This window comes from Rhizobium mulingense, from assembly GCF_029194105.1.
Classification (GTDB): Bacteria; Pseudomonadota; Alphaproteobacteria; order Rhizobiales; family Rhizobiaceae; genus Rhizobium; species Rhizobium mulingense.
This window is the reverse complement of record NZ_JARFVE010000010.1, coordinates 115388-136749: the sequence shown is the minus strand read 5'-3', so window position 1 is coordinate 136749 and position 21362 is coordinate 115388. Positions and strand designations below refer to the sequence as shown.

The 21362-nt window shown below is 62.0% G+C and carries 21 protein-coding genes; 6 read left to right on the top strand and 15 right to left on the bottom strand.

What is annotated here, in order from left to right:
- Positions 1-29: 29 nt before the first annotated feature.
- The 6 genes from PYR71_RS21860 to PYR71_RS21835 all read right to left on the bottom strand — a co-directional run bounded on the left by PYR71_RS21860 (position 30) and on the right by PYR71_RS21835 (position 7847).
- Positions 30-956 (bottom strand): Gfo/Idh/MocA family protein, encoded by a 927-nt coding sequence (locus PYR71_RS21860; protein ID WP_183915048.1) that lies wholly within the window; start codon positions 954-956, stop codon positions 30-32.
- A gap of 116 nt (positions 957-1072) precedes the next feature.
- Complete coding sequence (locus tag PYR71_RS21855; protein ID WP_275620799.1) at positions 1073-3115, bottom strand: prolyl oligopeptidase family serine peptidase; 2043 nt, start codon at positions 3113-3115, stop codon at positions 1073-1075.
- A gap of 65 nt (positions 3116-3180) precedes the next feature.
- Positions 3181-4023: a polysaccharide deacetylase family protein gene (locus PYR71_RS21850; RefSeq protein ID WP_275620798.1), complete on the bottom strand. Its 843-nt coding sequence runs from the start codon at positions 4021-4023 to the stop codon at positions 3181-3183.
- A 128-nt stretch (positions 4024-4151) separates the two neighbouring features.
- Positions 4152-6035, bottom strand: a complete 1884-nt coding sequence (locus PYR71_RS21845) for an ABC-F family ATP-binding cassette domain-containing protein (RefSeq protein WP_275620797.1) — start codon at positions 6033-6035, stop codon at positions 4152-4154.
- Between the two features lie 109 nt (positions 6036-6144).
- On the bottom strand, positions 6145-7194 hold the full coding sequence (locus PYR71_RS21840) for a GGDEF domain-containing protein (protein ID WP_275620796.1): 1050 nt from the start codon (positions 7192-7194) through the stop codon (positions 6145-6147).
- A gap of 143 nt (positions 7195-7337) precedes the next feature.
- On the bottom strand, positions 7338-7847 hold the full coding sequence (locus tag PYR71_RS21835; protein ID WP_275620795.1) for a DinB family protein: 510 nt from the start codon (positions 7845-7847) through the stop codon (positions 7338-7340).
- A gap of 138 nt (positions 7848-7985) precedes the next feature.
- Between PYR71_RS21835 and PYR71_RS21830 the strand changes: the two genes are divergently transcribed.
- Positions 7986-8675 carry a glutathione S-transferase family protein gene (locus PYR71_RS21830; protein WP_275620794.1) on the top strand — a complete coding sequence of 230 codons (690 nt, stop codon included), beginning with the start codon at positions 7986-7988 and terminating at the stop codon, positions 8673-8675.
- Between the two features lie 81 nt (positions 8676-8756).
- Complete coding sequence (gene ndk / locus PYR71_RS21825; protein WP_004680549.1) at positions 8757-9179, top strand: nucleoside-diphosphate kinase; 423 nt, start codon at positions 8757-8759, stop codon at positions 9177-9179.
- 85 nt (positions 9180-9264) lie between these two features.
- On the opposite strand, the gene PYR71_RS21820 is transcribed toward ndk, so the two are convergent.
- Together PYR71_RS21820 and PYR71_RS21815 are read right to left on the bottom strand one after the other, a co-directional pair.
- Complete coding sequence (locus tag PYR71_RS21820) at positions 9265-9768, bottom strand: hypothetical protein (RefSeq protein WP_275620793.1); 504 nt, start codon at positions 9766-9768, stop codon at positions 9265-9267.
- Entirely contained in the window at positions 9765-10310 is a 546-nt protein-coding gene (locus tag PYR71_RS21815) for a CGNR zinc finger domain-containing protein (RefSeq protein WP_275620792.1), read from the bottom strand. Before PYR71_RS21815 ends, PYR71_RS21820 begins: the two co-directional genes overlap by 4 nt.
- Before the next feature lie 65 nt (positions 10311-10375).
- Between PYR71_RS21815 and PYR71_RS21810 the strand changes: the two genes are divergently transcribed.
- Entirely contained in the window at positions 10376-11272 is an 897-nt protein-coding gene (locus tag PYR71_RS21810) for a branched-chain amino acid ABC transporter permease (protein ID WP_275620791.1), read from the top strand.
- 101 nt (positions 11273-11373) lie between these two features.
- On the opposite strand, the gene PYR71_RS21805 is transcribed toward PYR71_RS21810, so the two are convergent.
- The 5 genes from PYR71_RS21805 to PYR71_RS21785 all read right to left on the bottom strand — a co-directional run bounded on the left by PYR71_RS21805 (position 11374) and on the right by PYR71_RS21785 (position 15905).
- Positions 11374-11835 carry a molybdenum cofactor biosynthesis protein MoaE gene (locus PYR71_RS21805; protein WP_275620790.1) on the bottom strand — a complete coding sequence of 154 codons (462 nt, stop codon included), beginning with the start codon at positions 11833-11835 and terminating at the stop codon, positions 11374-11376.
- Positions 11836-12094: 259 nt separating this feature from the next.
- The gene (gene moaD, locus PYR71_RS21800) at positions 12095-12349 is read right to left on the bottom strand and encodes a molybdopterin converting factor subunit 1 (protein WP_183915035.1); all 255 of its coding nucleotides are present in this window, start codon (positions 12347-12349) and stop codon (positions 12095-12097) included.
- Positions 12350-12351: 2 nt separating this feature from the next.
- A complete protein-coding gene (gene pgsA / locus PYR71_RS21795; protein WP_275620789.1) occupies positions 12352-12936 on the bottom strand; it encodes a CDP-diacylglycerol--glycerol-3-phosphate 3-phosphatidyltransferase in 585 nt (194 codons plus the stop codon).
- Between the two features lie 165 nt (positions 12937-13101).
- Positions 13102-15141 carry an excinuclease ABC subunit UvrC gene (gene uvrC / locus PYR71_RS21790; RefSeq protein WP_275620788.1) on the bottom strand — a complete coding sequence of 680 codons (2040 nt, stop codon included), beginning with the start codon at positions 15139-15141 and terminating at the stop codon, positions 13102-13104.
- Positions 15138-15905, bottom strand: a complete 768-nt coding sequence (locus tag PYR71_RS21785; RefSeq protein ID WP_183915030.1) for an SDR family oxidoreductase — start codon at positions 15903-15905, stop codon at positions 15138-15140. The genes uvrC and PYR71_RS21785 overlap by 4 nt, the downstream gene beginning before the upstream one ends.
- A 364-nt stretch (positions 15906-16269) precedes the next feature.
- On the opposite strand from PYR71_RS21785, the gene PYR71_RS21780 reads away from it, so the two are divergent.
- Positions 16270-16905 carry an outer membrane protein gene (locus PYR71_RS21780; protein WP_183915028.1) on the top strand — a complete coding sequence of 212 codons (636 nt, stop codon included), beginning with the start codon at positions 16270-16272 and terminating at the stop codon, positions 16903-16905.
- Between the two features lie 83 nt (positions 16906-16988).
- On the opposite strand, the gene PYR71_RS21775 is transcribed toward PYR71_RS21780, so the two are convergent.
- Together PYR71_RS21775 and PYR71_RS21770 are read right to left on the bottom strand one after the other, a co-directional pair.
- Positions 16989-17585, bottom strand: coding sequence for a glutathione S-transferase (locus tag PYR71_RS21775; protein ID WP_275620787.1), 597 nt, complete (start codon positions 17583-17585; stop codon positions 16989-16991).
- A 56-nt stretch (positions 17586-17641) separates the two neighbouring features.
- Positions 17642-18511, bottom strand: coding sequence for a 23S rRNA (adenine(2030)-N(6))-methyltransferase RlmJ (locus PYR71_RS21770; protein WP_183915024.1), 870 nt, complete (start codon positions 18509-18511; stop codon positions 17642-17644).
- Between the two features lie 16 nt (positions 18512-18527).
- Between PYR71_RS21770 and PYR71_RS21765 the strand changes: the two genes are divergently transcribed.
- Together PYR71_RS21765 and PYR71_RS21760 are read left to right on the top strand one after the other, a co-directional pair.
- On the top strand, positions 18528-20732 hold the full coding sequence (locus PYR71_RS21765) for a molybdopterin-containing oxidoreductase family protein (RefSeq protein WP_275620786.1): 2205 nt from the start codon (positions 18528-18530) through the stop codon (positions 20730-20732).
- Positions 20729-21307: an NUDIX domain-containing protein gene (locus PYR71_RS21760; RefSeq protein ID WP_275620785.1), complete on the top strand. Its 579-nt coding sequence runs from the start codon at positions 20729-20731 to the stop codon at positions 21305-21307. Before PYR71_RS21765 ends, PYR71_RS21760 begins: the two co-directional genes overlap by 4 nt.
- Positions 21308-21362: the final 55 nt, after the last annotated feature.

The following is a 21362-nucleotide window of genomic DNA, read 5'->3' as shown; positions in this document are numbered from 1 at the left end:
GGGCTGACGGGCAAGGACCGCCAAGTGGCTCAATCGTGGAAGGCTTCGACGAATTTCCGCTTGCCGAGCATGAAGGCGTCGGCAACATGGCGCAGCGGCGCCAGATCGACATCCGATTTGCCGGCCTTGATGATTTCGGCAAAGCGACGGTAGAGCGAGGGATATTCCTGCTCCGGTTCGGCGAAGGTCAGCGTCCCGTTGATCGAAAGCTTGGCGCCGCCTTCGGCAAGCACCATCTGGCCGGCTGCCGTTTCGGCGACAATGTCCCAGCTCTGCTTGCCGGTCTGGCGCCAGTCGAATTCGGCGCGGACCGGCAGGCCGTCGGCATTGCGGAAATGAATGTCGGCGGCGATCGGCGCATCGCGGTTTTCGGGAAATTCGAGCACCGCCTCGGTGATGAAGATCGGCCGCGGCAGGATGTGGGTGACGATCGACAGCGCGTTGATGCCGGGATCGAAAACGCCAAGACCGCCGGCCTGCCAGATCCAGTCCTGGTTCGGATGCCAGTGGCGGACATCCTCTTTCCAGATCACATGAACGCTCTTGATCGTCGTCGAGGCAAGAAACGCCTTGGCGGCTTCGACCGCCGGCGCATAGCGCGAATGCCAGCTGGCAAAAAGTGACGCGCCCTGCTTTCCGGCAAGCGCCTCCAGGTCGGCCACTTCGCTCAGCGTCGCGCCGGGCGGCTTTTCCAGGAAGACATGCTTGCCGGCGACGAGCGCCTTATAAGCGGCCTCATAGCGGTACTGCGGCGGCATGCAGAGCGAAACGGCGTCGATCGAAGGCTCGGCGTCGAGCATCGCCTCGATCGTCGTATAGCTGTTGATGCCGTCGACCGTGCCGTGACGGCTGGCCGTGGCGACGAGTTTGAAATCGGCGTTCTTGGCGATGGACGGGAGGTGCTGGTCGCGGACGATCTTGCCGACGCCGACGATGGCGAGATTGATGGGGGACATGGTGTTTCGCTCGAACCTGTGAAAAGTATGATTTATTGCGCGTCTTGTAGCAGAAAGAGGAGCGCCGACAAGCTCTCCCTTCATTCTATTGCTTCATCCTACCCCATGATGGCCGTCTATCTCATGATAGTTTGGCGAAGGAAGCTGTAACCCATCGCCGCGCGGGCGGCGCGCTCTTGCGAATCGCCGTCGCCGCCATGCCCGCCCAGGCCGAATTCATGAAAGAGCGGCTTGTGTCCTTCCTCCTCCAGCCGCGCGGCAAAGCGGCGCGCATGCGAGGGATGCACACGGTCGTCATTGGTGGAGCTTTCGATATAAATCGGCGGATAGGCGATCTCGCTCGCCGGCCTGACATTGTGAAGCGGCGAATAACCGAGCATGAAGTCCCGATCGACCTGAACGTCCGGATCGCCATATTCGTCCATCCAGGCCTGCCCTGCGCTGAACAGGTGGAAGCGGGTCATATCGAGCACTGGCACCTGGCACCAGATCGCGCCGAAATCGTGCGGGTAGCGCGTCAGCATTACGCCGGTCAGCAGACCGCCATTGCTGCCGCCTTGGCAGGCGATCCGCGACGGCACGGTGTAGCCGCGGGCGACGAGATCGCGGGCGATGGCGACGAAATCGGCAAAGGCCCTGTCTCGCCCCTGCCGTTTGGCGCTGCGATACCAGTCGGGCCCGAATTCACCGCCGCCGCGGATATAAGCCTGTACATAGGCGCCGCCTTGCTCAAGCCAGCGACCGGTCACGCCGGAATAATTCGGCGATAGCGCAACGTCGAAGCCGCCATAACCGTAAATCAGCACCGGCAGCGCGCCCCTAGCCCACTGTCTCGGCAGGACCAGCCGATAGGCAACCCTCGTTCCATCTTCGGAAACCGCCTCCAGCAGCTCGGATGACATGCCGGTCGCATCGAAATAGCTCGGCGCCACGGCGGTCAACACCGGCTCGGGCGGCTTGCTGCGATCGGAGAGTTCGAGGCGATAGCAGGTGGGTGGCTGCAGGAAACCCTGACCGACGATGTAGAGCGTGTCGTCGCCGAGATGCAGATCCGCATGGAGCGGCCTGAAATGAGCCGTCTGGATATCCGCCGGCAGCGCGATTTCCCGCTGTTCGGCATCGGGCTTCGTCAGGTCGAGCACCATGAGACGCGGGCGCAGCCCGTCGGAGACGATGAACACGCACCACTCGCGCATCAGCATCATCTGCGAGATCGACTGGGCTTCACCGGGTTGAAACAAGATCCGCTCCGGCCCGAGCGGAACTGTCTCAGAGTTCGGATCGAAGCGCTGCAGCACCAGGCTGCCTGTCGGAACGCGCTCGTCGGTCTTTGCCCGCCAGAGGCAGCGATCGTGGTTGAACTGAAAGTCCGCCTCCTTAGGCAGGTCGATGCGCTGTTGCCTGCCGTCATCGGATATCAGATAGGCGCTGGCGACGCCGATCTCGTGCGCGGCGACGAAGATGTCGATCAAGCCGGCATCCGCTGAGGTGCCCGACAGGGCAGGGTCGATTACGAGATTGAAGCCATAGACGTCCTCGTCGGCGGCTTCGAAGAGGATGGAGGCATCTTTCGGCCGCTGCCCGCGTCTCAATCGCCGCCCGACGCGCGGCCATCCCGAACGGGTCGCCGAAAATCGGTCGATGGAGCCGAAATAGCAGATCTCGTCGCGGCTTAGCCAATTGGCATGCGATCGCGCCGCCGGCGTGTCGAAGCCGCCCGTCACGATCTCTTTGTTCTCTGCGTCGAATTCGAGCAGGCGGACAAGGTCCGAGCCGCCGTCCGAAAGCGTGAGCAGCACGCGCGTCGGTTCCCAGGGGCAGGTGATGACGCCGCGCCAGGTCCAGCGCTTGCCTTCGCTGAGGCAGAAGGCGTCGAGATCGAAGACCTCCTCCCAATCGGCCTCCGGCAACGGTTGCTGATCGGCCGGCAGGCGCAGCCAGACGCCGAGCGGATTGTCCTTGGACTGACGGAAATCAAACAGCCACCCGCCGCGGCGCATCGGCACGATCAGCCGGTCCTGACGCTCGATCAGAGTCTTGATCGCGTCGCGATCCTCAGCGAATCCCGGCGTCCTCAATGCCGCGTCGGACAGCGCGTTATGTTCGTCGATGAACTGGCGGGTGCGCGGATCCTCGTCCGCTTCGAGATGAAGGTTCATGTCCCTACCGGCTTCCGTTGACGTCGATCAGATCTAGGCAGCCGGTCTCGACTTGACAACCCGCGTTAGCGGGTCATCACGAAATCGGCCGAAGCGACGAGATTGGTCGGCGCCTGCGTCTTCTTGAACTTCAGCGTCACAACCTTATAGCCTTCGGCTTCGAGTTTCGAAAGCAGGGTCGGCAGCATCTTCGCCGTGCGCTTATGGATGTCATGCATGAGAATGATGCCGCGGCCGCGCTTGTGCAACTGGTCCATTGTCCGCTGCGTGACGGAGGCCGGCGTCGTGGCGAAATAGTCCTTGCTGTCGATGTCGACATCCATGACCACCATGTCGCGCATGGCGATCGCGGCACGCAGCCTGTGGCTCTCGGAGAGATAGGGGAAGCGGAAGAAGGAGACGTCGCTTCCCGTCGCCTTGGTCACCGCCAGCTGGCCCTTTATCACCTCCGCCATCGCCGCATCGAAACTCAGCGAGCTGAGGTCGGCATGGTCATAGGTATGGCTGCCGATCGTATTGCCGTCCATCGCCACCTTGCGGGCGAGCGCCGGGTGCATCTCCGCCATCGCGCCGACCATCATGAATGCGCCCTTGACGCCGAACTGGTCGAGGATCGCCAGCACCTTGTCGGTCCGGCCGGGGATCGGGCCGTCGTCGAAGCTGAGGATCACTTCCTTATCCTGCAGCTTGAGATCGGCGAGCGAGGAGACTTCCAGCGTCCGTCCTGCCAGATGGTGCCAGCCGGTCATGCGCGGCACCGCTTCGTCGCGGGCATAGGCGAGTTTGTGCTCCTCGGGGACGATCACCGAGGAGGTCTTGATCGATGTGTCAGGGGCTTGTCTGGTCGTGCTGCAGGCGGAGAGGGCGGCCGTGAGGGCGATGCAGGCCAGGACGAAAAAGCGATGCATGGAAAGGGCTCAACAAATCGGTAATGAATGTTGAGACAACCTTTCGAATTATGGTTAACGATCGGTTGAGATCGCCGGGAATTGTCTTGATGCGCGCCATTTCGCCGCGCTTTCGACCAGGACTGTGGCTATCCCGCCATCGCTTCTTCGTATTCCGACGACAGCATCAGCCATTCTTCCTCGGCAGCAGCGAGTTTTGCCGCGGCCTCGCCGCGCTGCTTTACCTTTTCGGCGGCCTTGGCGGGCGTTTTCTCGTAGAGAGCGGGATTTGCAAGTTCCGCGTCAAGCGCCTGAATCTGTTTCTCCAGCTTCGCCGTCAACGATTCGATTTCGTTGATCTTTTTCTTCAGCGGCGTCAGCGAAGCGCGCCTTTCCGCATTGAGCTTGCGTTGATCGGCCTTGGAGGTCGCATCGTCAGCCGGCTGCGGCTTTTCTTCTTTTTTTTTGCCCGAGGCGACGATCAGGTCACGATATTCGTCCATATCGCCTTCGAAGGCGGTGACCGTGCCGCCGTTGACCAGCCACAGCCGGTCGACCGTCGCCTCGATCAGGTGACGGTCGTGCGAGATCAGGATGACGGCGCCTTCGTAGTCGTTCAGCGCCTCGATCAGTGCGCGCCGGCTGTCGATGTCGAGATGGTTGGTCGGCTCGTCGAGAATGAGCAGGTTCGGCGCATGGAAGGCGGCAAGGCCCATCAGCAGGCGGGCTTTTTCGCCGCCGGAAAGATCCTTGGCGGCGGTCGCCATCTTCTCGGTCGCCAGTCCCATTTGGGCGACACGGGCGCGCACTTTGGCCTCCGGGTCGCCAGGCATCAGCCGTCGCACATGCTCCACCGCCGACTGCTCGGGGATGAGGTCGTCGAGCTGGTGCTGCGCGAAAAAGCCGATCTTCAGGGAGGGCGCAAGCTTCACTTCGCCACTCTCCGGGGCAAGCCTGCCGGAGATGAATTTCGCGAAGGTAGATTTGCCGTTGCCGTTCGAACCCAGAAGGGCGATGCGGTCGTCATTGTCGATGCGCAGATTGAGGTTCTTCAGGATCGGCTTGCCCGGCTGGTAGCCGACGGCGCCGCCCTGGACCGCGACGATCGGCGAGGCCGGCTGCTTCTCGGGCTCGGGAAAGGTGATCGGCTGTACGTGGTCCTCGATAACCGCCGCAACAGTGCCCATGCGCTCGAGCGCCTTGACGCGCGACTGCGCCTGCCGGGCCTTGGAGGCCTTGGCCTTGAAGCGATCGATGAAGCTCTGCAGATGTTTGCGCGCTGCCTCGTTCTTGGCCTTGGCCTTCGTCTGCAGTTCGTCGGCTTCCGCCTTCTGCCGCTCGAACTGGTCGTAATTGCCGCGGTAGAAGGTGAGCTTCTTCTGGTCGAGATGGACGATGGAATTGACCGCATTGTTCAAGAGGTCGCGGTCGTGGCTGATGATGATGACCGTATGGGGATAGCGGCGGATATAGTCCTCCAGCCACATCGTGCCCTCGAGATCGAGATAGTTGGTCGGCTCGTCGAGCAGAAGCAGGTCCGGCTCGGCAAACAGCACGGCGGCGAGCGCCACGCGCATGCGCCAGCCGCCCGAGAAGGAGGAGGCGGGCCGGGCTTGCGCTTCCCTGTCGAAGCCGAGGCCGGCGAGGATGCTCGCCGCGCGCGCCTCGGCCGAATGCGCATCGATATCGACGAGGCGCATCTGGATTTCGGCGATGCGGTGCGGATCGCTCGCCGTTTCCGCTTCGGCAAGCAGGGCCGCGCGCTCTTTGTCGGCGGCAAGCACGATCTCGATCAGGGGCTGCTCGGTTCCCGGCGCTTCCTGGGCCACCTGGCCGATGCGCGCAGCCTTCGGGATCGACACCGATCCGGTTTCTGGGCCGAGATCGCCGGTAATGACGCGAAACAGCGTGGACTTGCCGGCGCCGTTGCGGCCGACGAGGCCGGCCTTGGTGCCCGAAGGCAGCGACAGGCTGGCATTGTCGAGAAGCAGGCGCCCGGCTATGCGGGCGGAAATTTCGGTGAGCGTGATCATGGCCGGCGTTTTCGCCGAAAGCGCCCGCCAAGGCAAGAGCACTTGGCGCCGGTCAGCTTGCTTGCCGGCCCGGCAGGGCTCTCATCCGCCGCAAGAGATCGAATCCGCCTCAGCGGCCGAAGGCCTGCACCGGCTGGCGAGGGTTCGATTGAGCGGCGAGGAGGGCAACGCGGGCATTGGCCTGCAACTGCCCCGGTGTTGCCGCGTCCGTGCTGAGCGCCACGCCGACCGAGATGGTCAGCCTGCCGCTGTCGCCCTTGTCTGAGGTCGCAAAGACCAGATTGTCTTCGACGGAGGCGCGCAGGCGCTCGGCAATCGCCATCGCATCCTGCATGCCGACATTGGAAAACAGCAAGGCGAATTCGTCCGCCTCGGTGCGGACGACGAAGTCGTTCTTCTTGACCGACTTTTGGAAGAGGCCGGCGAGCTTCTTCAAGAGCTTGTTGCCTGCCGGCGTGCCATATCTCTCATTGAGATCGGTGAAATTGTCGACATCGACCATGACAAGCGCACTGCCGGCGGCACCCTCTTCGCGCTCGTAGAGGTCGGCGATCACGCGGTTGAGCGCGATGCGATTGGGAAGTCCGGTGATCCTGTCGGCGACGGCGGCCGCCTGCATCGCCGAAATGCCGCGCTCGAGCGTTTCCAGTCTCTTGATGTCATCCGCCAGCCTGGCACCGATTTGCATCTCCGCAGCGGACACGCTCATCAGCGAGGCCGAGAGGTAGTCGAGCTCGCCGATGAAGGCGGCAAGGCTCTGGTCTTCATGATCGGAGACGGATTTCAGGATCGTGTCGCAGGCGCGCGCGAAGGCGTCCCGGTGCCGCAACCCTTCGGCAAGCCTCTCCGCCACCTCGCGCAGCAAACGGCTCGCCTCGTACCGCGAGGTCTCGCCAGCCAGCCCGCAATGGCCGACGAGGCGGTATTTCAACCCGAGCTCGTCAAGCATTGCTTGTTGCGGGTGAGGTCCGAGTGCGGCGATATCCTGTGCGAGGCCTCCATTGAGCCCGACGATCGCCTCATGGAAGAGTTCGTAATTGCGCGGTAGCCCGGCGATGTTGAGACGCGCCATGTGCTGGGCGATTTTCTGGATGTCCGCGATAGGTCCAGGGCGCACCGCTTCGCGCGGCACCAGTGCGTTTGCGCTTGCATTCGGCATGATGATCCCTCGCGGCCCCGGCCTTTTCCGTCATTCCGCTATGCCCCTCAAGCTTTTAAGAGAGGCTGAATCTCTGGATGGGAAGTGCTGGATTCCAGGCGCAACCGGTAAAGGCGGTTAATGCCCTGTTGATGCGGAGACGCTCACATCCACTCGCGGCCCTCGCTGCGCAGGAAATAGATGAGGTCGAGCCCGAGGCTCGGCTTGCCGAGCGCCGTCAGCGTCATGTGGCACTGGCCGCGATGGTGGGTCTGGTGGTTGAAGAGATGCGAGAGCGCGGTCCACAGCGGCTGGGTCATCACGATCGGTTGGGTCACCGGCGAGTAGGTGAAGTTGGCAGCAAGGCTTGTTTCGTCCAGCGTGCCCGTCCAGGCAATGATCCGCTCGTCCTCTGCCTTACGCGCAGCGGCAAGCGCATCGAACTCCTCGAAGAGCACGGCATCGAGGCTCGTCGGCGCCTCGCCGGTGCCGGTGAAGCGTTTCATCCATATCCGGTCGGCAACGAGCAGGTGGTTGAGGGTTCGATGCAGCGAGCCGAAGAAGGCGCCGCGGTCGCTGCGGAATTCCGGATCGCTGAGTTCGGCCGCCGCCGCATAGACCTTGGCATTGGCCCAGCGATTATACGCGGCGAACATCCTGTATTGCCTGAGCATGCGTTCCTCCTGTCATGGGAAGGGCAATCTAGCTTGCTTCCGCCGAAATCGCAGTGATGACGCCATGAAATTTCCTGATTTGATCGCAGGCGTTTTCTGTCGTCGAATGCACAGAGTTTCGATCTCGAAAGGACTGTCATGACCAGAGCCCTCTACTCCCTCTGCGGCGCCGATGAGCGGCGCTTCTTTTCGCCCCATTGCTGGAAGGCGGTGATGGCGTTGGCGCATAAGGGGCTCGATTTCGAAGAAATTCCGACCACATACGCCCGAATCCGCGAAATCGGCGGCGGTGTCTCGCCGACCTTGCCCGTCCTCGATGACAACGGCAGGCTGATCCCCGACAGTTTCGCCATCGCTCTCTATCTGGAGGAGGCCTATCCGGAGCGGCCGTCGCTCTTCAACGGCGAGGGCGGCAAGGCGCTGTCGCGCATGGTGGAGGGCTATTCGCAGATGATCGTCCATCCGTCGATCATGCGGATCGCCCTTCTCGACATCCATGCGATCCTCGACGAGGGAGATAAGGCCTATTTCCGTCAAAGCCGCGAAGCTCGTCTCGGCAAGTCGATGGAAGTAATTGCCGCCGACAGTGAGGCGGAGAAAGCCGCCTTCGGCGCCAAGCTGGAGCCGCTCCGGCACATGCTGAAGTTCCAGCCTTTCATCGGCGGTGAGACGCCGCTCTTTGCCGACTATATCGTCTTCGGCGCGCTGCAGTGGCTGCGTGTCTGCGTTGGTGTCGCGATGCTGGCCGTCGACGATCCCGTCCTGGCCTGGTTCGAACGCTGCCTCGATCTCCATGAAAGCCGCGGCCGGACTGTGACAGCAGCGTGAAATTGCCGTCGACCTCTTGTTTTCGGGCGTTGGGGCGGGTAAAGACCGCCCACTTTTCCCGAGAAAACAGAGGATTTGACTATGGCGATTGAACGCACCTTCTCGATGATCAAGCCGGATGCAACCAAGCGCAACCTGACGGGCGCCATCACCAAGATGCTCGAAGATGCCGGCCTGCGCGTCGTCGCCTCCAAGCGCGTCTGGATGAGCCGCCGCGAAGCCGAAGGCTTCTATGCCGTTCACAAGGACCGTCCCTTCTTCGGCGAACTCGTTGAAGGCATGACCTCCGGCCCGACCGTCGTTCAGGTCCTGGAAGGCGAAGGCGCCATCCTGAAGAACCGCGAGATCATGGGCGCGACCAACCCGGCAAACGCTGATGAAGGCACGATCCGCAAGGTTCATGCGCTGTCGATCGGCGAAAATTCCGTTCACGGCTCGGACGCTCCGGAAACGGCTGCCCAGGAAATCAAGTACTGGTTCTCCGACACCGAAATCGTCGGCTGAGCCCACGCTTCGGCATTGGCTGGCAATGCCCTGAATTGACTCTCGAAAGCCGGGGCTTCGCTCCGGCTTTCTCTATGCATTTCTTCTAGGCCGGGCATTTGTCGGTGTTCGAGAAATCGACGCTGCCGTCGGGCTTAAAGACCTCCGGGTTCTTGTCATAAAACGCACCAACCACGAGCGGTTTGCTCGGCAATACGGTCTGATCCAGGTCGGATCGGAACTGCGTCTTCAATTCCTGCAGCACCTTGCCGTCCTTGTCGACCAGCCGGATGCTGACGGAATAGGGACGGTCCTTGCGCACGCAGTGCAGGCTTTCGCTCTGCAGCGCGATCTTGTCGTCGATGGGGTAGATTTTCTGGTTCAGCACCAGCGGCGCGCCGCCCTGAGGATTTTCGAATTCGGCAATGATGACCGAGCCGTCGGGAATGGGACCGGTCTTCTTCAGCGTCAGCAGATAGGTGGCGCTCGCCACCCGATAGTTGAAGACGAAAAGATGGCCGGTGACCTCGACCAGGTTTTCCGCTTGGCGCTGGCAGGCGGACAACGCCAGGCCAATTGCCGCCGCCGTGACGATCAGATGTTTCCTCATGGAATTTCCTCCTTCTTGCGGCGGTAGTGCCGGTTCGCCTTGGCGCGGTTGCCGCAGACCGCCATGTCGCACCAGGCCCGGCTCCTGTTCTTGCTGCGGTCGATGAACAGCCAGCCGCAATTGCCGCAGATCTTCATGCGCTCCGGATCGGGCATGGCGATCAGCCGCAGCACCGAATGGGCGGTCGCCGCCGCCACGCTGCCGGGGTTGGCTTCGCGCAGCACCTTCGCCATCGCCTCCAGCAGTGCCGCCAGCGATTGGTCGTCGCCGCCCGTTAGTATACGCTCGCGGAAATAGCGGTCGATCGCTTCCCGCAGCGCGATGAAATCCGCCTCGTTTTCCCTAGCCACCGGGACGATCTTGCCGAAGAGAGCGCGCTCGGCGCAGAATTCGGCGGCAGCCTGCGGAAAGTCGCGCATCTGATTGCTGGCGGCAAAGCGGTCGATCCGCCGTGCTGCATCGTGGCGCAGAACGACGCTGTTGGCGACATCGAGTGCCAGCGCGCCGCCGGCAAAGCGGTGAGGGGTCCAGGAAAAGCTCATCATGAAATTATAACTGGCGAAATGAGTTTTACCAGTTATAATTTTGGCGACGCGGAGTGTCCGGAATGGCCTATCTTCTGCAGCAGCTGGCGAATGCGGTTCCGCTTGCCGCCCTCTATGCCGCGCTCGCCTTCGGTTATGCCGTCGCCTTCGGCGTCACCAAGCGGGCCGACATCACCTATGGGGCGATTTTCGCTTTCTCCGGCCAGATCCTGCTGCTTTTCACCGAGCTCGCTTTCAACCGTTTCTGGCTGGTGTTGCCGGCGGCCCTTGCCCTCGGGGCCTGTGCCGCGATCATCTATTCACTGGCGGCAGGCATCTGGATCGGCCGTTCGATCATGCTGCCGCTGATCAGCAAGTCGCCGAATACGGTGATCGTCGCCGCCCTCGGCATCATGATCGTGCTGATGGAAACCGCCCGGCTCGCCGCCGATACAAGGGCGATCTGGCTGCCGCCGTTTCTGAACGACACGGTCGTCTTCTGGCGCGACGGCCCGTTCAAGGTGACCCTCACTTATATCCAGCTGATCGACACGGCGCTGATGGCGGCCATCGTCGCGGTGGGTGCGTTAATCCTCAGGCGCACCGCCTGGGGCCGCATCTGGCGCGCCGTCACCGACGATCCGCTGGCCGCCGAGCTCTGCGGCACCAGCGCCAGCCGCGTCTTCCTCGTTGCCTATGCGGCGGCGGCCCTGGTCGCCACGATCTGCGGCATCCTCGCCACCTTTTATTACGGCTCGATGGATTTCGGCGCCGGCCTGATGTTCGGATTGAAAGTGCTGCTGATCGCCGCTGTCGGCGGCTATTCCGATCCCCTGCGCTCGGCCGGCGGCGCCGCCGCGCTTGCCGTCGTCGAAACCCTATGGGGCGCCTACGGCCCCTTCGTCTGGCGCGATCTCGTCATCTTCTCGCTGCTCGTCCTATTGCTGGTCATGAGCCGCAGAGAGCGTGTGGTGCTCTGAGCAATTCCAGCAAAAGTGCGCAGCGGTTTTGCGTCCGGAATTGCGTAAAACAAGAAGAGCAGCGCATTTCCCTCGCTCGGATAATCAGGAAATGCGCTGATTTATTTCCACTTGTCGCGTGCTGCATCGTCGGCATCCTTTGCCGCGACCCAGTCGCCGGCGGCGCCGCCCTTGCCGTGCTCCTTCTTCCAGAAAGGGGCCGCGGTCTTCAGGAAATCCATGACGAAGTTGGCGCCATCGAACGCCGCCTGCCGGTGCGGCGCGGCCGCGACGACGAGAACGATATTCTCGCCCACGGCGATCTTACCGTAGCGGTGGATGGCGGTCAGCCCGAGCAGCCCGAAACGGGCGATGGCGAGTGCGCCGATGCGGCTCATCTCGGCTTCGGCCATGCCGGGGTAATGTTCGAGTTCGAGCGCGGCGAGCATGCCGCCGTCATCGCGGCATAGGCCGGAAAAGGTGACGACGGCGCCGACGCCGGGTTTGCCCTTGGAGAGCAGGTCTACCTCGGCCTGAAGGTCGAAATCCTCGCGCTGGACGCGGATGGTGGGGGTGATGGTCACAGCGAAATCCTCCGCTGCTTTGATGCAACTGCAAAGAATGCGGAAACGCTGTACCGCGGAAGCCCCCCTCTGGCCTGCCGGCCATCTCCCCCACAGGTGGGGAGATCACACGTGGCACGACCTTCCTGCCCCTTTACCTTTCCGCCGGGCTGAAACATTGATTGTTTGGGCGAGCCGGCACTCCCAGCCAATCTCCCCACCTGTCGGGGAGATGCCCGGCAGGGCAGAGGAGGGAGATCTGGCACGGCCGTCACCGCAATCACCCCCCCGTCATCGGCGGAAATATTCCAATTTCACGCGCCCCCGCGATTGGTTCGTCATGCTCGACATGCTCCATGTCGAGCGCCACGCGGATCACCTCGGGATATTGAAGTGCGGCCTGATATTCTTCGCCCAGGCTCTTCAAATGATTCAGAAGATCGGCGACGGTAACGACGGAAGAGGGGAGGTCGATCTCCTCCTCACCCTTGCCGATGCGCTCGCGCACCCAGGCGAAATAGACAAGTCGCGTCATTCCTAGTCATCCACGATATGTTTCAACCCGGCGCGGAAATAATCATAGCCGGTATAGATGGTCAGCAATGCGGCGATCCACAGCAGCGCGATGCCGGTCTGGGTCGTATAGGGGAAAATCTCGTCGCCGGCAGGGCCGGCGAGCAGGAAGGCGATGGCGACGAGCTGCAGCGTCGTCTTCCACTTGGCGATCCGTGTCACCGGCACGCTGACCTTCAGCGCCGCCAGATATTCACGCAGACCGGACACCAGGATTTCGCGGCAGAGAATGGTGATCGCCGCCCAGATCGACCAACCGGCGATGGTCTGGTCGGCCGCGACCAGGAGAAGGATCGAGGCGACCAGCAGCTTGTCGGCGATCGGATCGAGCATGCGGCCGATATTCGACGTCTGGTTCCAGATGCGGGCGAGGTAACCATCGAGGAAATCGGTGAGAGAGGCGATGATGAAGATCCACAGCGCCACCCAGCGCGCCGTATTGCTGATCGACAATCTGCCTTCGATGAAGAAGCAGAGGACGATCAACGGCACGGCGAGGATGCGGCCGTAAGTCAGAAGGTTGGGAAGGCTGTACGCACGCGATGCCATGGGATCGTTTCTCTGAACTGATGCGCCGCGATAGCGCCGCGCGTCTTTACGAAAATCGATTCCGATTTTCGAGGCCGATGCCGTAGATGACGGCTTTGCCCGCAGACCGTCAACATTGTTTCTGTCTTTTCACTGCCTTTGCGTGGAATTTACGACGGCCCCCGGCTATTTCGCGGCGTCGTCGTGAAAATGGTTGTAAACTTGCCTGGCGACGGCCTCCGAGATGCCCTCCACCGCCATCAGGTCGGAAAGAGCGGCGCGCGAAACCGCTTTCGCCGTCCCGAAATGCTGCAGCAGCGCCCGCTTGCGCGACGGGCCGATGCCGCCGATCTCGTCGAGCGGGTTCTTGACCATTTCCTTCTTGCGCCGCGCCCGGTGCGAGCCGATCGCGAAGCGATGCGCCTCGTCGCGCATGCGCTGGATGAAGTAGAGCACCGGATCGCGCGGCGGCAGCGTGAAGCTCTCCCGCCCCGGCGGAAAGAAGCGTTCGCGCCCGGCATCGCGGTCGACACCCTTGGCGATGCCGATCGCCGTGACGCTGTCGGTGATGCCGAGCTCGGCTAGGATGGCGCGCACCGCCGTCATCTGCCCCTGGCCGCCGTCGATCAGGATCACGTCGGGCCAGGCTGGGAAGGGCATGTCGGCGGCGTCGGCGGCAGCTGCCTGCGCCGTCCGGTCGGGAATGCCTTCCTCCTTGATCAGCCGCGAGAACCGCCGCGTCATCACCTCGCGCATCATGCCGAAGTCGTCGCCCGGGGTGATGTCGGTCGATTTGATGTTGAACTTGCGGTACTGGTTCTTCACGAAGCCTTCCGGCCCCGCCACCACCATGCCGCCGACGGCATTGGTGCCCATAATATGCGAGTTGTCGTAGATCTCGATGCGCTGCGGCGCATAGGCGAGTCCGAAGGTGTCCTTGAAGCCTTCGAGCAGCCGTGACTGCGACGCGGTCTCGGCAAGTTTTCGCCCATGCGCCTCGCGTGCATTGCCGACGACATGGTCGACGAGATCGCGCTTTTCGCCGCGCCGCGGCACCAGGATCGACACCTTGTGGCCAGCCTTTTCGCTGAGCGCTGCGGCGAGCAACTCCAGTTCCTCAACCGTCTCCGACAGCATGATCTGTTTCGGCACCGGCTTGTCGTCATAGAACTGCGCCAGAAAGGCACCCAGCACTTCGGCGCTGGAAAGCTGCGGATCGGCCTTCGGGAAATAGGCACGGTTGCCCCAGTTCTGGCCGGTGCGGAAGAAGAACACCTGGATGCAGGAGACGCCGCCTTCGTGATGAATGGCGAAAACGTCGGCCTCCTCGACTCCAGCAGGATTGATGCCCTGGTGGCTCTGCACATGTGAAAGTGCCGCCAGGCGATCGCGGTAGATCGCCGCCCGTTCGAAGTCGAGATCATCAGCCGCCTGGTTCATCGCTTCGGCCATGTGCGATTTCACCTTTTGGCTCTTGCCGGACAGGAAGTCCTTCGCCTCCTGCACCAGTTCGGCGTAACCCTCGTCGCTGACCTCGTGCGTGCAGGGCCCGGAGCAGCGCTTGATCTGGTAGAGCAGGCAGGGGCGGGTGCGCGTTTCGAAGACGCTGTCGGTGCAGGTGCGGATCAGGAAGGCGCGCTGCAGCGAATTGATCGTCCGCCCGACCGCGCCGGCCGAAGCGAACGGCCCGAAGTAATCACCCTTTCGCGCCCTGGCGCCGCGATGCTTGAAAATCGCCGGCGCCCGGTGATCGCCGGTAATCAGGATATAGGGAAACGACTTGTCGTCGCGCAGCAGCACGTTAAATCGCGGCCGCAAGCGCTTGATCAGATTCGCTTCCAGCAGCAGCGCTTCGGTTTCCGTGCGCGTCGTCACGAATTCCATGTTCGCCGTCTGCCGCACCATCTGGGCGATGCGGTTGGAATGCACGCGGCCGACGGCGTAATTGCCAACGCGCTTCTTCAGGCTGCGCGCCTTGCCGACATAGAGCACGTCGCCTTCGGCATTGAACATGCGGTATACGCCGGGGCTGTTCGGCAGCCGCTTGACGAATTCGCCGATCAGTTCTGCGCCGATGAGTCCGGTCTCGTTGAGGCTGCCGGCGTTCCAGTCGACCGCTGCCGCGAGGGGGGCGGCGGAAACCTCGCCTTCCACCTCGAGATCGTCTTCGCTCTCATCCGTATCGTCGTAGAGAACGCCGCCATCCGGCAGCTTTCGTCCGTTCATTCCGTAATCTCCGCCACGTCGGGCGTCTGCCAGGCGAGGTGCTGGCCGCCGTCGAGGGCAATCATCTGGCCGGTGATCGAGGGCGTGTCGAAGAGGAAGCGAATCGTTTGTCCGAACTCGCCGAATCCCGGCCCTGCCTTCATGATAAGCCCGTCTATCTGAGCCTGGAAGTCCTCTTCCGATTGCCGCGCACTGCGCACCGTCGGGCCGGGGCCGATGGCGTTGACTCGCAGCTTCGGCGCAAAGGTCTGTGCCATCGTCTGCGTCGCGGTCCACAGCGCCGCCTTCGAGAGCGTATAGGAATAGAAGCCCGGATTGAGCGCCCAGACGCGCTGGTCGATGATGTTGACGATCAGTCCGTTCGTTTCGTCAGGCAACTGTTCGGCAAAGGCTGCGGCCAGAATCGAGGGCGCGCGCACATGGATATCGAAATGCTGCGCCCATGCTTCCGCATCGAAAGCGCGAGCCGAATCCTGGCGGAAGATAGAGGCATTGTTGACCAGCAGGTCGATCGGACCGAGTGCTTCCGACGCTCTTTTTATCAGTTCGCTAGTTTCGCCGATATCGGTAAGGTCGGTCTTGAGCGCGATCGCCTGATATGCCTTCCGCCGCAATTCCGCCGCCAGCTCTTCGGCTTCGCCGAGGGAGCCGTTTGCATGGATGGCGACGGAAAAGCCATGTGCAGCAAGGTCTTCGGCGATTGCCCGGCCTATTCTCTTGGCAGCCCCTGTTATTAGGGCCGCGCGAAGTCTTTTGTGGTTCAAAATCTTGCCTTCTGATCCCGCGAGTCTGTTGGCAGACTATATAGGTGGCCGGGGAGATTATATAAATAGGCCGCTGCGGCTGCCTTCGTCGCCCTGATATTCTATGTATTATTTAAGAACGCGATTTCTTAAAATAAGTATTTTAAGTTTAACACTTTGGTATGGTTAATGAAGTGTATGTTGCGCTTAAGCAACATCGAATTTCAGCCATGCGGCCGCCACAATGATATCACAATTTGGCTCTTTCAAATCCGCATTTCAGTTTCAATTTCAGCCTCGATCCGGAAGGGACATCTGGCAATTTCCCCGCCAATGCTTCGCTGATAGACAGATGAAAGCGGCGCGGGACTGAAAGGAGAAAAGTATGCGTGTACTCATTGCTGGCCTCATGGCCTCTGCTTTTGCAATCGCGGGCATCTCGGCAGCTCAGGCGGCCGATGCCGTCGATCAGGTTCCGGAAGCACCGGTCGCCCAGGACGCCCCGGTCAAGCCGGCCGGCAACTGGGAGGGCTTCTACCTCGGCGGCGCCGGCACCTACAATATGGGTGACTTCGGCTCCGACCGTCACACCTACGGTTTCGGCGGCCAGGTCTTCACCGGCTATAACTGGCAAGCAGGCCAGATCGTTTACGGCGTTGAATCCGATCTCGGCTACAGCGGTGACGACGTTTCCTCGGGCGGCGTCAAGAACAAGTATGGCTGGAACGGATCCGTCCGTGGCCGCGTCGGCTACGACATGAACCCCTTCCTGCTCTACGGCACGGCCGGTCTTGCCCTCGGCAATGTCAAGGTTTCCGATGGCACCTCGGACGAAAGCAAAACGAACTACGGCTACACGGTCGGCGCCGGTGTTGAAGCCTTCGTGACCAACAACATCACGACGCGCCTGGAATATCGCTACACCGACTACCAGAGCAAGGATTACGACCTCGACTCCGGCAGCTTCTCGCGCGGTTACGACGAGAACAGCGTCAAGCTCGGTATCGGCGTCAAGTTCTAAGCCGACTGGACAGAAATACGAGGAAGCCGGGCACGTCGCCCGGCTTTTTTGTTGGCACGATCCTTCGTAAATCGGCTGCCGGATCAGGCGCTGGCCTTGAGCTCGCTATGAGCCGGGAATTTCTTTTCGAATTGCGCCAGCCAGTCGATCAACGGTCCATGATCGGCTTCCCATTGGTCCTTGAATCGAAGGTCGAGATAGTCGAGCATGGCGGCGAGTGCAAAATGTCCGCCATTGAGCCTCTTTCCGAGTTTCGGCGGCTTGGCGCTGAGATGGGCAAGCCCGGCCGTCACCTTCTTCCATTGCCGGTCGATCCAGGGCTGATGGACCTTTTCCTCGTCGCGGAAGCGCCGCTCGTAGACGATCGTGAGCAGGCAATCGCAAACGCCGTCGCACAGCGCTTCGAGGACTTCCGCATCGGTGCGCTTGCTCTTCTTGGATGGATAGAGCCCGCCCTTCGCCAGCCGGTCGAGATAATGCATGATCGCCACGCTGTCGAAGATCGAAGCGCCGTCATTGGTCAGAAGGGTGGGAATTTTGCCGAGCGGATTGTTGTCCACCAGGATCGCCGGCCCGGTATTGGTGTCGACTCGGATGGCGTTCAACTCGATACCCAGGAAATGCGCGGCCATCCGCACCTTGCTGGAATAGGGCGATGCGGGCGAACAAAGGAGCTTCATGGGACACCTGACGAGATTGTGGATGGCGCGGACTATCCCCGAAGCCGGTTGCAGGGTCAATCGCCCGCGGCCGTCTTGTTCTCGCCGCGCAGCCAGAAGGCGCGGTGCGAAGCGAAACGGTCCTGCGCCAGATGGTCTTTCAGCGCCGGCAGCAGCTGATGCAATTCGTCCTTCAGCGTGAAAGGCGGATTGACGATAACGAGGCCGGAGCCCGTCAGTCCCGTTATGCCGCGATCGCTGCGCACGGTCAGTTCGGCGCAGAGCATTTTCGGAATGTCGAGCGACTGCAGCGTCTCGTGGAATTCCTTGATCGGGGCGCCTTTCTTCAGCGGATACCACAGGCAGTAGGTGCCGCCGGGAAAGCGCCGATAGGCCCTCTCCAGCCCCTTGGCCAGACGCTGATATTCGTCCTCTTCCTCGAAGGGCGGATCGACGAGTACGATGCCGCGCTTTTCTTTCGGCGGCAGATGCGCACCGAGCGCCAGCCAGCCGTCGAGTTCGGTGATGCGGGCATGGTGATCGCCTTCGAACAGCCGGTGCAAGCGGGCATAGTCCTCGGGATGCAGCTCCATCGCCGACAGTCGGTCCTGCGGCCGGAATAGCATGCGCGCCAGTTTCGGCGATCCGGGATAAAAGCGTATGCCGCCCTCGGGATTGAGTTCGCGAATTGCCGAGAGGTAGGGTTCCAGCAGCTCGGAAACCTGCGGTCCGAGGTCGGCTTCCATCAGCCTGCCGATGCCCTCAAGCCATTCGCCGGTTTTCTGCGCCTCCTCGGAGGAAAGGTCGTAGAGCCCTGTGCCGGCATGCGTGTCGAGCACGCGGAATCCGCCTTCCTTCTTCTGCATGTAGCGGATCATCCGCGCCAGCACGGCGTGTTTCAGCACATCGGCAAAATTGCCCGCGTGGTAGATGTGGCGGTAGTTCATTTTCGCTGATGTCCGTATGAATTCGCGTCATGGGGAGTTTTTCTGGCTTTTGGCCATTCCAGGCTTGGAATATACAAATGCCATGAACATTGCGACCCCCATCGACGCCAAATCCCCGAAGTCGGACACCAGGCTGGGCCACACGGCCTGTCCACACGATTGTCCCTCCACCTGCGCGCTGGAGGTCGAACTATCTGAGGACGGCCGCATCGGCCGCGTGCGCGGCGCCAATGATCATTCCTACACCGCGGGCGTCATCTGCGCCAAGGTCGCCCGTTATGCCGAACGTCTTTACCATCCCGAGCGGCTGATGCATCCCTTGCGCCGCAGCGGCGCCAAGGGGGCAGGGGAGTGGCAGCAGATCTCCTGGGACGACGCGCTGGATGAGATTGCCGAAGCCTTCGTCAAGGCCGAGGCACGTGACGGAAGCGAGGCGATCTGGCCCTATTTCTACGCCGGCACCATGGGCTGGGTGCAGCGCGATTCGATCGACCGTCTGCGCCACGCCAAGCGCTATTCCGGTTTCTTCTCGTCGATCTGCACCAATCCGGCCTGGACCGGCTTCACCGTGGCGACCGGCGTGCTGCGCGGCCCCGACCCGCGCGAGATGGGCCGCACCGATTGCGTCGTCATCTGGGGCACCAATGCGGTTTCGACCCAGGTCAACGTGATGACCCACGCCATCAAGGCGCGCAAGGAGCGCGGCGCCAAGATCGTCGTCATCGACATCTACGACAATCCGACGATGAAGCAGGCCGACATGGCCTTGATCGTCAGGCCCGGCACCGACGCGGCACTGGCCTGCGCCGTCATGCATATCGCCTTCCGCGACGGCTATGCCGACCGGGATTATATGGCGAAATATGCCGATGATCCCGAAGGTCTCGAAGCGCATCTGAAAACCAGGACGCCGCAATGGGCGGCCGATATCACCGGCCTTTCGGCCGAGGAGATCGAGGCCTTCGCCCGCCTCGTGGGCGCGACGAAGAAGACCTTTTTCCGCCTGGGCTACGGTTTCACTCGCCAGCGCAATGGCGCGGTCGCCATGCATGCGGCCGCCTCGGTCGCCACCGTGCTCGGCTCCTGGCAATATGAGGGCGGCGGCGCCTTCCATTCGAACAGCGATATCTTCCGCATGAACAATGCGGAACTGACCGGCCGCTCGATGAAGAATGCCGATATCCGCATGCTCGATCAGTCGCAGATCGGCCGCGTGCTGACCGGCGATCCGGTGGCCCTGCGCCATCGCGGCCCGGTAACGGCAATGCTGATCCAGAACACCAATCCGGCCAACATCGCGCCCGAGCAGCGCCTGGTCAGACGCGGCTTTGCCCGAGACGAGCTGTTCGTCGCCGTGCATGAGCAGTTTATGACCGAGACTGCCGAGATCGCCGATATCGTCATTCCGGCGACGATGTTCGTCGAGCATGACGATATCTACCGGGCCGGCGGCCAGAACCATATTCTGCTCGGGCCGAAGCTGGTCGAGCCGCCGCCAACCGTGCGCACCAATCTCTTCGTCATCGAGGAGCTGGCAAAACGCCTCGGCGTCGCCGATCGTCCCGGCTTCGGCTTCACCGCACGCGAGATGGTCGACCGCGTGCTCGAATCGAGTGGCCTGCCGGGTTACGACTATTTCCTCGAACACAAATGGTTCGATCGTCAGCCGGCTTTCGAGGAGGCGCATTTCCTCAACGGTTTTGCCCATCCCGATGGCAAGTTCCACTTCCGGCCGGACTGGATCAACCAGCCGGCGCCGAACAAGCCGCCGGCGGCGATCGGCGCGCTCGGCCCGCATGGGGAGCTTCCTGTCTTCCCCGATCAGGTCGATGTCATCGAAGTGGCCGATCCCGAGCATCCCTTCCGCTTGGCCACGTCGCCGGCCCGCAACTTCCTCAATTCGAGCTTTTCCGAAACCAAGACGTCGCGTCAGAAGGAAGGTCGTCCCGAGGTCATGATCAATCCTGTTGATGCCGAGGCCAACGGCATTGCGCATGGCGACCTTGTCCGCATTGGCAACGGCCGCGGCGATCTGCGCATCCACGCCCGCATCACCACCGAGGTCAGGCCGGGCGTGCTGATCGCCGAGGGCCTCTGGCCGAACAAGGCGCATGTCGACGGCGAGGGGATCAACGTCCTGACCGGCGCCGATCCGGTCGCGCCTTATGGCGGCGCGGCCGTGCACGACAACAAGGTCTGGCTTCGTAAGGACACGGTATGATGCAGCCGAAATCACGGGTGAAGATCGTCGGCGAGGAAATCCTGTCGAATGGATGGACGCGGCTGAGCAGCTATTTGCTCGACTATATCGACCGCAAGGGCGCGACCCAGCGGCTGAAGCGGGAGGTCTACCACCGCACGCCGGCCGCTTGCATCCTGCTCTATGATCCGAAACGCGATCTCGTCGTCCTCGTGCGCCAGTTCCGTCTCGCCGTCCATCTCAACGGCGATCCCGCCTGGATGATCGAGGTGCCGGCCGGCCTTCTTGACGACGACCATCCCGAACAGGCGATCCGCCGCGAGGCGATGGAGGAGACCGGCTACCGCCTGCGTGAGGCTCGCTTCCTTTTCAAATCCTATCCCTCGCCCGGCGCTATCGCCGAGGTCGTCCATTTCTTCGTTTCTTTCATCGATACCGCCGACCGCATCGCGGAAGGCGGCGGTCTGGCCGAGGAGCATGAGGATATCGAGGTTCTTGAAATTCCGCTGGACGAGGCAACCCGGATGATCGAAACCGGCGAGATCTTCGACACCAAGACGATCGTGCTGCTGCAGTGGGCAGCCTTGAACAGATAGCGGATGAGGCGGTTGAGCCCATGACGTTTTCCAGGTTGAGATAATAGCGCTTACG